Here is a 14,627-nt window from a genome sequence, read left to right on the forward strand (position 1 = left end):
CGAGGCCGCGGTTTAGCGGCGTTCCACCACCATCGGCGCGATGCGCAGGCTCTCGCGCAGCTGAGCGACGGCTTCGCCGGCCGCCGAGCGCGAGGGAAAGGGCCCGGCCTGCAGGCGGTGCGTGCCGGCCTCGCTGAACACACGCAGCTGCGGCGCCAGCGCGGGGAGGCCGCGCGCGGCTTCGCTCAGCAGGTTCTGTGCGCCATCGCGCTCGCGGAACGCGCCGAGCTGCACCCAGAAGCCAGCCGTTGCGGCGGCGGAAGAGCTTGCAGCCGTTGAACGAGCCAAGGGCGCTGGCGCCGTGACGGGCGCCATTGGCGGCAGCTCGGCGACCTCCATCTGCCGGGGCGATGCGGCCTCCGGCGTCGGCGGCGCCGTTTGCGCCAGAGGCTCAGGCGCCGTCATCGGTGTCATCGTCGTCTGCGGTGCGATCGGCATCGTCGAAGCAGCCGGCGCGTCCATCGCCACCTGCGCCACCCATGCCGAGGGAACGGGCACAGCCGCAGCCGCCGTTGTGCGCGGCGGTTGCACAGCCGGGGCCGCCGAGGCATACGCCGTCCCCGAATCCCGCCGCCACGCGCCGGTGCGTAAGTCCTCGTTCGTGATGCGTTCGATTTCCACCGGCGCCACGCCGCGCAGCAGGTCGAGCTTGAGTGCCGCCGTGTAGCTCAGGTCGATGATGCGTCCATCGACGAACGGCCCGCGGTCGTTCACCCGCACGACCACCTCGCGCCCGTTGGCGGGGTTGCGCACGCGCACATAGCTGGGCAGCGGCAACGTCTTGTGCGCGGCCGTCATGGCGTACATGTCGTAGGGCTCGCCGCTCGCGGTCGAGGCGCTGTGAAACTTGCGGCCGTACCACGAGGCAATGCCCGATTCGCGGAACGGCCGGTCGTCGGTGATCGGCTGATAGCCCCGGCCCAGCACCGTGTAGGGCTTGCTGGTGCCGCCGCTGTTGCGGATGGGTTCGACACGGGGCTCGGCATCGGGCACGCGGTCGAGGTCCGAGGGAATGTTGCTGCCGGGGCCGTCACGCCCGCCAAAACTGCCGCCAGCGCCGCCCCCGCTGCGCGGGCCGCTCGCGCAGCCGGCGAGAAGAACGGCGATAGCCACCGCGCAGGCGGCCAACGCCGAGGGCGCGTGGGTGCGGGCGCCGTCAGCCAAATACCGCCTTCCACAGCGCCAGCATGGCTTTGCGTTCATTGGCCAAGGCGGGCGGGGTGACCTGCGTCGGCTCTTCGTTGAGCCGCGCGCGATGCTGCACGCGGCGCAGTTCGCGGTACGCCGCGGCGGCATTGCGGCCCACGGCGGCCGGCAGCAGGCCGGCTTCTTCCGCGCGCACCAAGAGCGCGATGTTGCCCACGTTGGGAATGAGTTCCCGGTGCCCGGCCGACTCCGACAGAACCAGGAACTGCACCGCGAACTCCGCGTCCACCATGCCGCCAGGGCTGTGCTTCACGTCGAAGCGATCGGCCTTCACCGGCCGTGCGCCGCGCACCTTGTCGCGCATCGCGATGATCTCGGACCTCAGTGCCTTGTGGTCGCGCGGCGCCACGATGACGGCCTCCCGCACCTGGTCGAAGCGCGCGCCCAGTTCGGCGCTGCCGAGCACGAATCGCGCGCGCGTCATGGCCTGGTGCTCCCAGGTCCACGCCGTGTTGCTGCCGCGTCCGAGCTGGTAGCGCTCGTAGGCTTCGAAGGTGGTCGTCAGCAGGCCCGAGTTGCCGTTCGGCCGCAGGGCGGTGTCGATCTCGAACAGGTCGCCCTCGCGCGTCTTCACGGTGAGCCAGTTGATCAGCTTGCGCACATAGGCCGCGTAGACCTCGCCCGCGCGTTCGTCGTCGTCCTCGTAGACGAACACGATGTCCAGGTCGCTGCCGTAGCCCAGCTCTTTGCCGCCCAGCTTGCCGTAGCCGATGATCGCGAATTGCGGCACTTCGCGGTGGCGGTTGCGCACGTGCGGCCAGCACCAGCGGGCGGTCACGCGCAGCGTGGTGTCGGCCAGCGCGCTGAGGTCGTCGGCCACCTGTTCCACGGTGAGCCGGCCATCCACGTCGCGCGCCAGCGTGCGGAACACCTCGGCATGGTGGGCGTGGCGCAGCAGGTTGAGCAGGCGTTCCTCGTCGGCTTCGCCGGTGCGGCTGAGCGAGGCATGGCGCGCTTCGAGCTCGCGCTCGAACTCCGCCGCCACGAAACGGCCCGACAGCATTTCATCGCTTGCGAGCTCGTCGATGACGCCGGGATGCTGCATCAGATAGCGCGCCGGCCACTTCGCGGCGCCCAGGAGCCGCAGCAGCCGCTCTTGAACGGCGGGCCGCTCGACCAGCAGCGCCACATAGCTCTCGCGCCGCAGCAGCGGCTCGATCCAGTCGGCCCAGCGCAACGCAGCGTCCACGTGGCGCGGCGTTTGTCCCGGGCCGTCGCCATCGGGTTCTTTCAGCCATTGGCCGGTGCGCTGCACCAGCTGGCGCAGCCGGGCGCGGGTTTCTTCGCGCAGCGCCAGCACGCGGGGCTGCTCGCACCAGTTGCCGATGCGCGCGGCAAAGGCGGGCGGCAGTTCTTCGAGCAGATCGACCAGGTCGGTGGGCGCGCCCGCCTTCTTGCCGCTGCATTTGCCATTGCAAGGCTTCACGCCGCCGAGCAGCTTGTCGAACTCCTGCGCCACGAGTTCGCGGTGCGTGTCGAGCTGCTCGAGAAAGGGGCAGCAGCCGGCATAGCCCATGGTCTGGGCGATCCAGCGCAAATCGTCGTCGGCCACCGGCAGCACATGGGTCTGCTGGTCGTCCAGGTACTGGATGCGGTGCTCCACGCGGCGCAAAAATTCATAGGCCGCGGCCAGCGCATCGGCGGTTTCCTGCGGCATCAGTCCAGCACGCGCCACACGCTGCAAGGCGTCGAGCGTCGGCCGGGTGCGCAGTTCAGGAAACTGCCCGCCACGCACCACCTGCAGCAACTGCACTGTGAATTCGATTTCGCGGATGCCCCCGCGCGACAGCTTGACGTCGTTGGCGCGCTCGGGTCGGCCCGCGCTGCGCCGTGCCGACTGCTCGCGGATCTGCCGGTGCAGCGTGCGCAGCGAATCGAACACGCTGTAGTCGAGATAGCGGCGGAACACGAACGGCAGCACCGTGGCGCGCAGGCCTTGGGCGAGGCCTTCCGAAACGATGTCGCGCGGCGCGACCACCCGGCTCTTCATCCAGGCAAAGCGCTCCCACTCCCGGCCCTGCACCTGAAAATATTCGTCGAGGGCGTCGAGCGACACCACGCTCGGCCCCGAATTGCCGTTCGGCCGCAGCGCCAGGTCGACACGGAACACGAAGCCGTGCTCGGTGATGTCGCCCACCAGCGCATAAATGCGCTTCACGGCGCGCGAAAAATACTCCTGATTCGAGAGGCGGCCGCGGCCGTCGGCATCGCCACGGGTTTCGCCGTCCAGGTCGTACAGATAGATGAGGTCGATGTCGCTCGACACGTTGAGCTCGCGCGCGCCGAGCTTGCCCATGCCCACCACCCAGAGTTGCGCGCGCTGGCCTTCGGGACCGAGCGGTGCGCCGTGCGTGGCGTCGAGTTCCTGGCAGGCGTCGCGGCAGGCGATATCGAGCGCGAATTCCGCAAGCTCGGTCACGGCAGTGGTCACCACGGCCAGCGGCGCCTGGGCGTCGCAATCGAGGGTGACGAGCCGCTCCATCACCAGCTGCCGCACAATCCGAAGCGCATCGCCGACGCCATCCCCGCGTTGGCGCAATGCCTCGTAGGCCTTTGACATCGACTCGCGCAGCGGCGCGCCAGGGGGAAGCAATGCAAGCTCCGCCGCATACCTGCGGCGCAGGCGCTGAACGAAGCGCGAGTAAGAAGAAAACGCGACCTCGATCGCGTCAGGTGGTGTGGCTGGCAACTGGTTCACACTGATATTGGTTTCCGTGGAACCCCTCTGAGTGCTGGCGGTCATAATTCCTGACACAGCGCGATCCTCAATGAACGACACGGCGTCTTCCCCTTCACGTCTGCTCAAGATCACCGCTGCGACGGCGCGCTGGCTGTTGGGTTTACTGATCGCTGCATGGCTTCTGCTGGCACTGTCAGTGGTTGTCCTACACGCATGGATTGTGCCGCGAATCGGCGAGTACCGTGGTGCGCTGGAGGCGCAAGCCAGCAAGACCATCGGGGTACCCGTGCGCATCGGGTCGATCACCGCCCGATCGGATAGCCTGTTTCCGGTTTTCGAGCTGCGCGACGTGGTGCTGCACGATGCCCGTGATCGAGAAGCCCTGCGCCTCGTGCGGGTGGTGGCGAGCGTCTCGCCGCGTTCTTTGTGGCGCCTCAACTTCGAGCAGCTCTACATCGAGGGGCCAGAGGTCGACGTTCGCCGTGACGTGCTCGGCAAGCTGCACGTGGCCGGCCTCCACATGGACACCGACACCACCGGAGAGACCCGTGCCGCCGACTGGTTTTTCGCCCAGCGCGAACTGGTCGTCGAAGGCGGCACCGTGCGCTGGACCGACGAGCAGCGCCAGGCCGAGCCCCTGCTGCTGACGAACGTGCGCTTCGTGGCGCGCAACACCGCCCGCCGACACAACCTTCGGCTCGACGCCACGCCGCCGGCCGGATGGGGCGAGCGCTTCACCCTGCGCGGCCAGTTCCGCCAGCCGCTGCTGTCGGTGCGCTCCGGCCGCTGGCAGACGTGGGACGGCCAGATCTACGCCGACTTGCCCTACATGGACGTCACGCGCCTTGGCCGCTACGTTTCCATCGACGCGCGCATCCGCGAAGGCAGCGGTGCGCTGCGCCTGTGGGCCGACATGAAGAAAGGGCAGATCGTGGGCGGCGCGGCGGACCTCGGCCTCAACCGCATCGATGCCTCGCTCGGCCGCGGCCTCCAGCCGCTGGTGATGCGCTCGGTGACCGGCCGGCTCGCGGGCCAGCTGAACGAAGAAACCTTCGAGTTCTCGACCGCCGCGCTGCAGTTCGACACCGCCGACGGCATGCGCTGGCCCGGCGGCAACCTGTGGCTGCAGCACTCGCCCGCGCAGGGCCGCACGCCCGAGCACGGCGCATTGCGTGCCGACCGGCTCGACCTGGCGGCGCTGGCCCTGATTGCCGACCGCCTGCCGCTGGGCGATGCCACGCACCGCGTGCTCGATGCCTATGCGCCGCGCGGGCTGGTCGAGCGCATCGACATGAATTGGCAGGGGTCGCTGGGCGCGCCCGAGCGCTACCAGGCCAAGGGGCGGATCAGCGGCCTGCGTGTCGCCTCGCAGCCCGGGGCGCCGCAAACCGCCACAACCGCACCCGCTGCAGGCAACACCGCGGGCAGCACGGCCTCGGCCCCACAACGCCCGCATGCCGGCTCGCCCGGCGTGAGCGGCGCCACGGTCGAGTTCGAGGCCACCCACGCCGGCGGCACCGCGGCACTGACCATGGCCAAGGGCACGCTCGAATTTCCGGGCGTGTTCGAAGAGCCGGTGATTCCGATCGACCGGCTCGCCGCCCAGCTCCAGTGGAAGCTCGACAAGGGCAACGCGCAGCTCCAGGTCTCCAAGCTGCGCTTCGCCAACACCGACGCCGAGGGCGAGGCCGAAGCCAGCTGGCGCACCAGCGACCCTGCGGTATCGTCCGGGCGCGCGCGCTACCCCGGCGTGCTCGACCTGCAGGGCAAGCTGACGCGCGCCGACGGCACGCGCGTGTTTCGCTACCTGCCGCTTGAAATTCCCCAGCACACGCGCGACTACGTGCGCAATGCGGTCACCAAGGGCACGGCCAGCAGTGTCGATTTCCGCGTGCGCGGCGACCTGCACGACATGCCCTTCATGGACCCCAGGAAGGGCGAGTTCCGCATCGTGGCCAAGGTGGCCGACGTGAACTACGCCTACGTTCCGCCCACGTCGGCCATTGCCGCGTCGACCGCGTCGAAGGCTGCGGCCTCGGCAACGCGCGCCGGCACGCCCGTGCCGGTCTGGCCGGCGCTCACGGGGCTCTCGGGCGAACTGGTGTTCGAGCGCGCGGGCATGCTGGTGCGCAATGCGCGCGGGCGGCTGGTCGGTGCATCCGGCATCGAGGTGACCAAGGCGGAAGCCCAGATTGCCGACATGTCGCACCACGCCTCGCTGCTGCGCGTCGATGCACAGGCCAAGGGGCCGCTTGGCGAACTGCTGCGCGTGGGCGCCCCGCTGGCCGGCGAGACCGGCGAGCTGCTGTCCCGCGCACGCGCCACCGGCGTGGCCGACTACCGCCTGCACCTCGAACTGCCGCTCGCCGCGATGGACGCGGCCAAGGTCCAGGCCAGCATTGTGCTGTCCGACAACGAACTGCAGTTCGTGCCCGAAGCGCCGTCGTTCACGCAGGCCAAGGGCACGGTCAGCTTCACCGAAACAGGTTTTTCGCTGGCCGGCGTCCAGGCCAGGCTGCTGGGCGGCGACATCCGCCTCGAGGGCCGCGGCCGCTTCGCCGGTGCCAACCGCGAAGTGGCGCTGAAGGCGCAAGGCACCGCCACGGCCGAGGGCCTGCGCAGTGCGCGCGAGGCCGAGTGGCTCACCCGGATCGCGGCCAAGGCCAGCGGCAGCACGCCCTACGCGGCCTCCTTCTCGATGCGCGACGGCGCACCCGAGTTTTCTCTCACCAGCACGCTGCAGGGCCTGGCCTTGCAGTTGCCAGCGCCCTTGGTGAAGACGGCCGACGAGCAGATGCCGCTGCGCATCGAGAAGAAGGTGTTGCAGCGCGAAACCCGCGCGGGTGTTGCCGTTGCGGTGCAGGACCAGCTGTCGCTGGAGCTCGGCCGCATTGGCGCGGTTCAGTATGTGCGCGACATTTCGGGCGCCGATGCGCGGGTGCTGCGCGGAAGCGTCGCCATCGGCCTTGCCGCGGGCGAAACCGCCAGCGTGCCAGATAGAGGCGTGACGGCCAACGTCAACATCGCCAAGCTCGACATGCCCGCATGGCAAGCCCTGGTGGGCGACACCGGCACGGGCGCTGGTGCGGCCGAGGCGCCGGGCGGCGGCGAACGGCCCGAGGACGCGGCCATGAGCTACGTGCCCACGCGCATCGCGGTGCGCGCGCAGCAGCTCGGCATTGCGGGCCGGACGCTGCACAACGTGGTGCTCGGCGGCACGCGCGAAGGTACGCTCTGGCGCGCCAACATCGACGCCACAGAACTCAGCGGCTATGCCGAGTACCGCCACGCGCAGGCCGGCCGGCTCTATGCGCGGCTCGCGCGGCTCAAGATTGCGCCGGCCGAGGCCACGCAGGTCGAAGCGCTGCTCGACGAGGAGCCGGGCACGCTGCCCGCGCTCGATATCGTCGTCGATGATTTCGAGCTGCTGGGCAAGCGCCTGGGCCGCGCCGAGATCGACGCCGTCAACCGCGGCGGCGCGGGCCGCGAATGGCTGCTCAACAAACTGAGCTTCACCATGCCCGAGGCGAACTTCACGGCCAAGGGCACCTGGGCCGCGAGCTCGGTCACCACGCCCGGGCGTTCCGAGCGGCGCCGCACGGCCATGACCTTCACGCTCGACATCGCGGACGCCGGCAACCTGCTCACGCGCTTCGGCATGCCCGGGGTGCTGCGGCGCGGCAGCGGGCGGCTCGAGGGCGACGTCCATTGGCGCGGCTCGCCGTTCTCGCTCGACTACCCGAGCCTGGGCGGCCAGATCCAGGTCAACGTCGAATCGGGCCAGTTCCTCAAGGCCGACCCCGGCCTTGCCAAGCTGCTCGGCGTGCTGAGCCTGCAGGCGCTGCCGCGCCGGCTCACGCTGGATTTCCGCGACGTGTTCAGCCAGGGCTTCGCCTTCGACTTCATCCGCGGCGACGCGAAAATCACCAACGGCATCGCGAGCACCAACAACCTGCAGATGAAGGGCGTCAACGCCGCCGCGCTGATGGACGGCTCGGCCGACATCGTGCGCGAGACCCAAGACCTGCGCGTGGTGGTGGTGCCCGAAATCAACGCCGGCACCGCCGCGCTGGTGGCCACCGCCATCAATCCCGCGATCGGCCTGGGCACCTTCCTCGCGCAGTGGGTGCTGAGCAAGCCGCTCGCCGCAGCCGCCACGCAGGAGTTCCACATCGAAGGCACCTGGGCCGACCCAAAGATCGCCAAGGTGCCACGATCCATCGTGCCGAACGCCTCGGCCCTTCCCGCGCCGCCCGCGGGCGGCGCAGGCAAGAAAACGGAGACCACGCAATGAAAGTCGCAGCCATCCAGATGGTGTCGGCCATCGCCCGCGAAGCCAACCTCGCGCGTGCCCACGGCCTGCTCGCCCAAGCCGCCGAGGCCGGCGCCGAGTTGGCGGTGCTGCCCGAGTATTTCTGCATGATGGGCGCGCGCGACACCGACAAGCTGGGCCTGCGCGAAACTGCGGGCGCCGGCACCGTGCAGGGCTTTCTTGCGGATGCGGCGCGCGAGTTCGGGCTCTGGATCGTCGGCGGCACGCTGCCCATCGAGACCACCGATGCCGAGCACGTGTTCAACAGCTCGCTGTGCTATTCGCCCGATGGCCAGTGCGTGGCGCGCTACGACAAGATCCACCTGTTCTATTTCGACAACGGCAGCGAGCGCTACGACGAGCGCCGCGTGATCGCACCGGGCGCCACGCCCGTGGTGTTCGACCTGCCCTCGCGCGACGGGCACCGCTGGCGCGTGGGCATGAGCGTCTGCTACGACCTGCGCTTTCCCGAGCTCTACCGCGCGCTTGCCAGGCAAGGCGCCGAACTGCTGCTGGTGCCCAGTGCCTTCACCCGCACGACGGGCGCAGCGCACTGGGAGGTGCTGCTGCGTGCCCGCGCCATCGAAAACCTGGCCTGGGTGGTGGCGCCCGCGCAGGGCGGCACGCACGAGAACGGCCGCCAGACCTGGGGCCAGTCGATGGTGGTCGACCCCTGGGGCACGGTGGTGGCGCAGCAGGCCAGCGACGAAGGCATGGTGCTGTTCGACATCGATGCCGGGCAGATCGAGCGCATGCGCGCCCAGCTGCCGGTTCTCTCGCACTGCGTGCTCTAGCGATGGAGGATGCCTTGCGAGTCGCACCGCCGCGGTGGGCGCTGTCCGCCTTCGCGCGCCTGCGTTCGCTCTGGCAGCGCTGGTTTCTCTGGCTGATCCTGGCCGTCCTGGTGTCGGCCTTGCTGATCACCGTGGTGTGGCTCGCGGGGCGGCACGAGATCGAGCAGGTGCAGGCGACACTCGACCGCGACACCGCCGACGCGGTTTCCGACCTGCGCAACGGCCTGCAGCGCAACGCCCAGAGCCTGCGCGCCACGCAAGCCTCCGGCCTGGACCGCACGCACTGGCCTGAGGCCGCGGCCAGCCTGCTGCGCGAGCACCGCGAATGGCTCCGGCTCGAGTGGCGCGATGCCGCGCTGCGTCCCCTGGAGGCCGTCAACACGCCCTACCGCATGCGGCTGATCGGCGAGGAGAGCCGCGGGCCCGACCAGTCGGACGTGGCGCTGGCCTGCGCGGCCGCGCGCAAGCTCGGTGCGCCGGCCTATTCGCCGAGCCACTACGTGCCGATCCTGGGCGGGGGCGGCGTCGAGGTGATGGAGCTTTGCGTGCCCATCGATGCGGGCGGCTTCCTCGTGGCCAGCTACTCGCTGCGCGACACGCTCATCGAACTTGTCGGCCCCACGCTCACGCGCGGGCAGGAGGTGGCATTCACCGAAGCCGACGGCACGCGGCTGGTGGCGCTCGGCACCTCGCGCCGGACGGGGACGCGCGTCTTCACCTCGCAGCAGCTGATCGACCTGCCCGGTGCCGCGCTGATGCTGCGCGTCGACGGCTGGCGTGCCGCGCCCGATCTTTTCCCCAACGTGCTCACCGCGCTGGTCACGGCCATTTCCATCGCGCTGGTGTCCGTGCTGGTGCTGCTGGCGCGCGACACGCGCCGCCGGCTGCGCGCGGAGCGCGACCTGGCCGATGCGCTCGCCTTCCGCAAGGCGATGGAAGATTCGGTCATCACCGGCCTGCGCGCGCGCGACCTGCAGGGGCGCATCACCTACGTGAATCCCGCGTTCTGCGAAATGGTCGGCTTCAGCCCCGAGGAACTGATGGCCGGTAGCGGCGAATCGATCGAGGCCCCCTACTGGCCGACCGAGCTGGCGCACGAATACCAGCAGCGGCAGGCCCGGCGCCTGGCTGGCGGCATGCCGCCGCGCGAAGGCTTCGAGTCGGTCTTCATGCGCAAGGACGGCACGCGTTTTCCGGTGCTCATTTTCGAAGCGCCTCTGATCAATGCGCAGCGCGTGCAAACCGGCTGGATGAGCGCCTTCATCGACGTCAGCGAGCAGCGCCGCGTCGAAGAACTCTCGCGGGCCAGCCAGGAGCGCCTGCAAGCCAGCGCGCGGCTCGCCACCGTCGGCGAAATGGCCTCGCTGCTGAGCCATGAGCTCACGCAGCCGCTGGCCGCCATTGCCAGCTATGCGACCGGGTCGCTCAACATGCTGGGCCCGCACGCCAAGGGCGAGCAGGCCGAGGTGGCCATGGCGGTGCGTCGCATTGCCGAGCAGGCCGACCGTGCCGGCCAGGTGATCCGCAGCGTGCATGACTTCGTGCGGCGGCGCGACCGCACGCGAGAGGCCGTGGCGCCGCAGGCGCTGATCGACGCGGTGCTGCCGCTGGTGCGGCTGCAGGCGCGCAAGCTCGGCGTGAGCATCGAGGTGGCGCTCGAAGACGGTTTGCCCAAGGCCATGTGCGACCGCACGCTGGTCGAACAGGTGTTGCTGAACCTGGCGCGCAACGGAATGCAGGCGATGGACACCGCGGACAGTGCCACGGGCCGGATCCTGCGTCTGCGCGTGGCGCGCGTCGTGGCCGTCGGCGGCCCGGGCGCGGAAGACGCGCGGCGCTGGCTCGAATTTTCGGTGGCCGACTTCGGCAGCGGCATCAGCGAAGAGGTGGCGAGCCGCCTCTTCACGCCTTTTTTCACCACGCGGGCCGATGGCATGGGGCTGGGCCTCAGCCTGTGCCGCACGGTGGTGGAGCAGCATGGCGGCGTGCTCATGTTCGAGCCCAACAGTCCCCGGGGGACCGTGTTCCGGTTTACCCTGCCGAGTACATGACTCACCCCCAGGCTTCGCGCTCGTTTTTGGAATCGATATGCAACCGCTGATCGACGGTCTCATTTTCATCGTGGACGATGACGTCAGCGTGCGTGAAGCGCTGGCCTGGCTGCTGCGCTCGCGCCGCCTCGAAAGCGAACACTTCGCGAGCGCCGAGGCTTTCGAGCAGCGCCTGGCCGAAGGTCCGCTGCCCGAGCAGCCGCTGTGCCTGCTGCTGGACGTGCGGATGCCCGGCACCAGCGGCCTGGTGCTGTTCGACCGGCTCGCGGAACGCGGCGTCCTGGACGCCATGCCGGTAATTTTTCTCACCGGCCACGCCGACGTTCCGACCGCGGTGGACGCGGTGAAGCGCGGGGCCTTCGATTTTTGCGAGAAGCCGTTCTCCGACAACGCACTGGTCGACCGCATCGAGCAGGCGCTGGGTGCCTCGCTCCGGGCGCTGGAAGTACAGCGCGCGCGCAAGAGTCTGGCCGGCCGCGTGGCCGAACTGACCGAGCGCGAGCGCGACGTGATGCGGCTCGTGGTCGAGGGATTGCCCAACAAGCTGATTGCCGATCAGCTCGCGATCAGCGTGCGCACGGTGGAGGTCCACCGCGCGCGCGTGTTCGACAAGATGGAAGTGAAATCGGCGGTCGAGCTGGCCAACCGCCTGAGAGATCTCTAGGAGATCAGACCTTTTCCGCGACGAAGATCTCGACGCGGCGGTTCTGGGCACGGCCGGCCGGCGTGCTGTTGTCGGCCAGGGGTTCGCGCGAGCCGCGGCCGTCGGTGGTGATGGCGGTCGTCGAGACGCCACGGCCCACCAGGTGGTTGCGCACGCTGTCGGCGCGGCTCACCGAGAGGCGCTCGTTGCCCTCTTCGCTTCCGGTGTTGTCGGTGTGGCCCACCACGCGCACGCTGGCCGTGGTGGCGCTGCGCAGGCCTTCGGCGGCTTTGTCGAGCACCTGGGCGAGGTTGCGCTTCACGTTGGCGCGGCCCACGTCGAACGACAGTTCATTGGGAATCACGAGATGCAGCTGGTTGTCCGTGGTCTGCTCGATCACCACGCCCGTGCCCTTGGTCGAGTTTTCGAGCTCGGTCTTGAGCGAGGCCAGGCGCGCGGTCCAGCTGTTGGCTGGCGCGGCTGCCTGTGCCGCCGGTGCGGCGGCTGATCCCGGCGCGGGCGATTGCGAGGCGCAGCCCACAACGAACAATGCGGCCGCAGCCGCACCCGAAACAACAAACTTCCTCATGAGTATTCCCTCTGAATGAACATTGAAACGATGGCAATGGGCGCCGGCCGCTCCCGCCCGACCGGCTTCTTCTTTTTGTGTTTTGTCTTTTTATCTGTCGATGGCGATCAGCCTCGCGGCGCGCGCTCACCCACGTAGATTTCGACGCGGCGGTTCTGCGCCCGGCCAGCGTCGCTGTTGTTGTCGGCAATCGGTTCGCGCGAGCCGCGTCCTTCGATGCGGAAAGCCGCCGTGCTCACGCCACGTGTCACAAGATAGTCGCGCGTGCTTGCGGCACGGTCGACCGACAGCGGGTTGTTGACTGCGTCCGAGCCGGTGGCGTCGGTGTGGCCGATGATGCGCACTTCGGCATTCGGGTTGTTGCGCAGGCCGCTCGCGAACTGGTCGAGCACCGGCGCGAAGTTGGACTTGATGTTCGAACGGCCCACGTCGAAGGACACGTCGCTCGGGATCTGCAGCTTGAGCTCGTTGTTCGGGGTTTGCGTCACGGCAATGCCGGTGCCCTGGGTGGCGGCTTCCATCTGGCGTTTCTGGTTTTCCATGCGCTGCGACCACAGGTAGCCGCCGAGTGCGCCGGCTGCGGCACCCACCACGGCACCGGTGCCGATGGCGCCGCGGTTGCCGCCAGTGGCGGAACCGATGGCCGCGCCGCCCAATGCGCCAATGCCGGCGCCGATGCCGGTGTTGCGCTGGGTGTCGGTCATGCCGCCGGCACATCCGGAGAGGACGAGAGCAGTGGCGGTGCAAGCAAGTACGAACTTTTTCATGGCAATCCCTTTCTAGGTTGAATCAGGCGGGACAGCTTAGCGTCGGCGAGCACGCGATGGTACGGCCTTCCTGCCTTGGAGAAAAGAGGTAAACCTTCTGCAAAGCCCCGTGATTGCTACGATGATTGCTACTAAAGTAATAGCTTGCAGCCTGTTCTCCGACATCCCGCGGCGGCTTTGGGCTACGCAAGGAATTCACGGTTTTGGCGGCGGATTCTTTTCGTCGGAACTGTTGTCGCTGCTGGCGGCGGTTTCGTCTTCGTCGTGCAGCTCGCCTTTCCTTCGACCTGAAAACATGGTCCACCAGACGATCAAGATGAACACCAGTCCGGCCCCTAGCGCTTCAAGCAAAATCAAACCCATGAGAAATCGACTCCAGTGGCTGGTTGGGCTCGCGATCGTAGCAACGCTGGCCGGCTGCTCGATGGCCCCCAGGGCCCCCGACACTTCGGCGCGACCCGCCGCCACGCCACCGCGCGAGCTCGGTCCGCTGACCGGATCGCTGACGCATCCCAAGAGCCGATGGGTGCCCGTCGGCTGGGCGGAACTGCCGGGCTTTGGCGAGGATCCGCTGCACGAAGCCTGGATTGCGCTGCTCGCCAACTGCGTGCGGCCCAACGCCGCGTTTGCGCCGCTGTGCCGCGATGTGCGCCAGTTGGCCATCGCGACGCCAGAGGAACAGCGCCAGTGGATGACCGACCGGCTGCAGCCCTACCGGGTCGAGTCGCTCGCGGGCTCGAGCGAAGGCAAGCTCACGAGCTACTACGAGCCGGTGTACGAGGCCTCCCGCATGCCCACGGCCACGTTCAACGTTCCGATCTACCAGGCGCCTGAGGGGCTGGTGCCGCGCCGCGCCTGGTACACGCGGCAGGAAATCGAGACCCTGCCCGAGGCACAGGCCGCCCTGCGCGGCCGCGAGATCGCATGGATGGCCGACCCTATCGATGCGCTGATGCTGCACATCCAGGGTTCGGGGCGCCTCCGCATCACAGAGGCCAATGGCACTCAGCGCATGGTGCGCGTGGCCTACGCCGCGACCAACGAGCAGCCGTACAAGAGCGTGCAGCAATGGCTGATCTCGCAGGGTGTGGCCAAGGTCGGCAAATGGCCCGACGACACCAAGGCATGGGCGGCGCAGAACCCGCAGCGCGTGTCGCAGCTCTTGTGGAGCAATCCGCGCTACGTGTTCTTCCGCGAAGAAACCATGAGCGAGCTCGATGCGGCTTTCGGCCCGCGCGGCGCACAAGGCGTGCCGCTCACGGCAGGCCGCTCCATTGCGGTCGACCGCGAGAGCATTCCGTACGGCACGCCGGTATGGCTTGCATCCAGCGGCCCTGCGGCGCAGTTGCAGAAGCTGGTGGTGGCGCAAGACACGGGCAGTGCCATCGTCGGCGCGGTGCGCGCCGACTACTTCGCCGGCACCGGCGCCGATGCCGGCCGGCTTGCCGCCAGCATGAACCAGCCGCTGCGCCTGTGGGCGCTGTGGCCGAGGCAAATGCCGGCGCCCTGACTGGCTGTCAGTTGCCGGTCGGAGGGTGAGTCAGCGCAGCTGACCGGAGGCTGAGCGTTTCACGCGGGTGTCATG

Annotated in this window: 10 protein-coding genes; 5 read left to right on the forward strand and 5 right to left on the reverse strand. The window is 68.9% G+C overall.

Features of this window, described 5'->3' with window-relative positions; genetic code table 11:
• Positions 1 to 12 precede the first annotated feature (12 nt).
• On the reverse strand, positions 13 to 1,164 hold the full coding sequence (locus ASC78_RS24415) for a septal ring lytic transglycosylase RlpA family protein (protein WP_055807592.1): 1,152 nt from the start codon (positions 1,162 to 1,164) through the stop codon (positions 13 to 15).
• A complete protein-coding gene (gene glnE / locus ASC78_RS24420; protein WP_055807595.1) occupies positions 1,157 to 3,949 on the reverse strand; it encodes a bifunctional [glutamate--ammonia ligase]-adenylyl-L-tyrosine phosphorylase/[glutamate--ammonia-ligase] adenylyltransferase in 2,793 nt (930 codons plus the stop codon). The genes ASC78_RS24415 and glnE overlap by 8 nt, the downstream gene beginning before the upstream one ends.
• 25 nt (positions 3,950 to 3,974) lie before the next feature.
• On the opposite strand from glnE, the gene ASC78_RS24425 reads away from it, so the two are divergent.
• Genes ASC78_RS24425 through ASC78_RS24440 form a run of 4 tightly spaced genes read left to right on the forward strand, consistent with a single transcriptional unit; the run spans position 3,975 to position 11,707 of the window.
• The gene (locus ASC78_RS24425) at positions 3,975 to 8,180 is read left to right on the forward strand and encodes a YhdP family protein (protein WP_055807598.1); all 4,206 of its coding nucleotides are present in this window, start codon (positions 3,975 to 3,977) and stop codon (positions 8,178 to 8,180) included.
• Positions 8,177 to 8,992 carry a carbon-nitrogen hydrolase family protein gene (locus ASC78_RS24430; RefSeq protein WP_055807601.1) on the forward strand — a complete coding sequence of 272 codons (816 nt, stop codon included), beginning with the start codon at positions 8,177 to 8,179 and terminating at the stop codon, positions 8,990 to 8,992. The genes ASC78_RS24425 and ASC78_RS24430 overlap by 4 nt, the downstream gene beginning before the upstream one ends.
• A 2-nt stretch (positions 8,993 to 8,994) precedes the next feature.
• Positions 8,995 to 11,043 carry a two-component system sensor histidine kinase NtrB gene (locus tag ASC78_RS24435; RefSeq protein WP_055807604.1) on the forward strand — a complete coding sequence of 683 codons (2,049 nt, stop codon included), beginning with the start codon at positions 8,995 to 8,997 and terminating at the stop codon, positions 11,041 to 11,043.
• A gap of 37 nt (positions 11,044 to 11,080) precedes the next feature.
• On the forward strand, positions 11,081 to 11,707 hold the full coding sequence (locus ASC78_RS24440) for a response regulator transcription factor (protein ID WP_055807607.1): 627 nt from the start codon (positions 11,081 to 11,083) through the stop codon (positions 11,705 to 11,707).
• Between the two features lie 4 nt (positions 11,708 to 11,711).
• Here ASC78_RS24440 and ASC78_RS24445 read toward each other — a convergent pair whose 3' ends face one another.
• The 3 genes from ASC78_RS24445 to ASC78_RS27805 all read right to left on the reverse strand — a co-directional run bounded on the left by ASC78_RS24445 (position 11,712) and on the right by ASC78_RS27805 (position 13,405).
• On the reverse strand, positions 11,712 to 12,275 hold the full coding sequence (locus tag ASC78_RS24445) for an OmpA family protein (protein ID WP_055807610.1): 564 nt from the start codon (positions 12,273 to 12,275) through the stop codon (positions 11,712 to 11,714).
• A gap of 107 nt (positions 12,276 to 12,382) precedes the next feature.
• Positions 12,383 to 13,042 carry an OmpA family protein gene (locus ASC78_RS24450; protein ID WP_055807613.1) on the reverse strand — a complete coding sequence of 220 codons (660 nt, stop codon included), beginning with the start codon at positions 13,040 to 13,042 and terminating at the stop codon, positions 12,383 to 12,385.
• A 195-nt stretch (positions 13,043 to 13,237) separates the two neighbouring features.
• Positions 13,238 to 13,405, reverse strand: a complete 168-nt coding sequence (locus tag ASC78_RS27805; protein WP_200934362.1) for a hypothetical protein — start codon at positions 13,403 to 13,405, stop codon at positions 13,238 to 13,240.
• On the opposite strand from ASC78_RS27805, the gene mltA reads away from it, so the two are divergent.
• Positions 13,404 to 14,552, forward strand: a complete 1,149-nt coding sequence (gene mltA, locus ASC78_RS24455) for a murein transglycosylase A (RefSeq protein WP_055807616.1) — start codon at positions 13,404 to 13,406, stop codon at positions 14,550 to 14,552. The genes ASC78_RS27805 and mltA overlap by 2 nt on opposite strands.
• Positions 14,553 to 14,627: the final 75 nt, after the last annotated feature.

Origin of the sequence: Variovorax sp. Root318D1, from assembly GCF_001424835.1 — a bacterium.
Lineage (GTDB): Bacteria > Pseudomonadota > Gammaproteobacteria > Burkholderiales > Burkholderiaceae_C > Variovorax.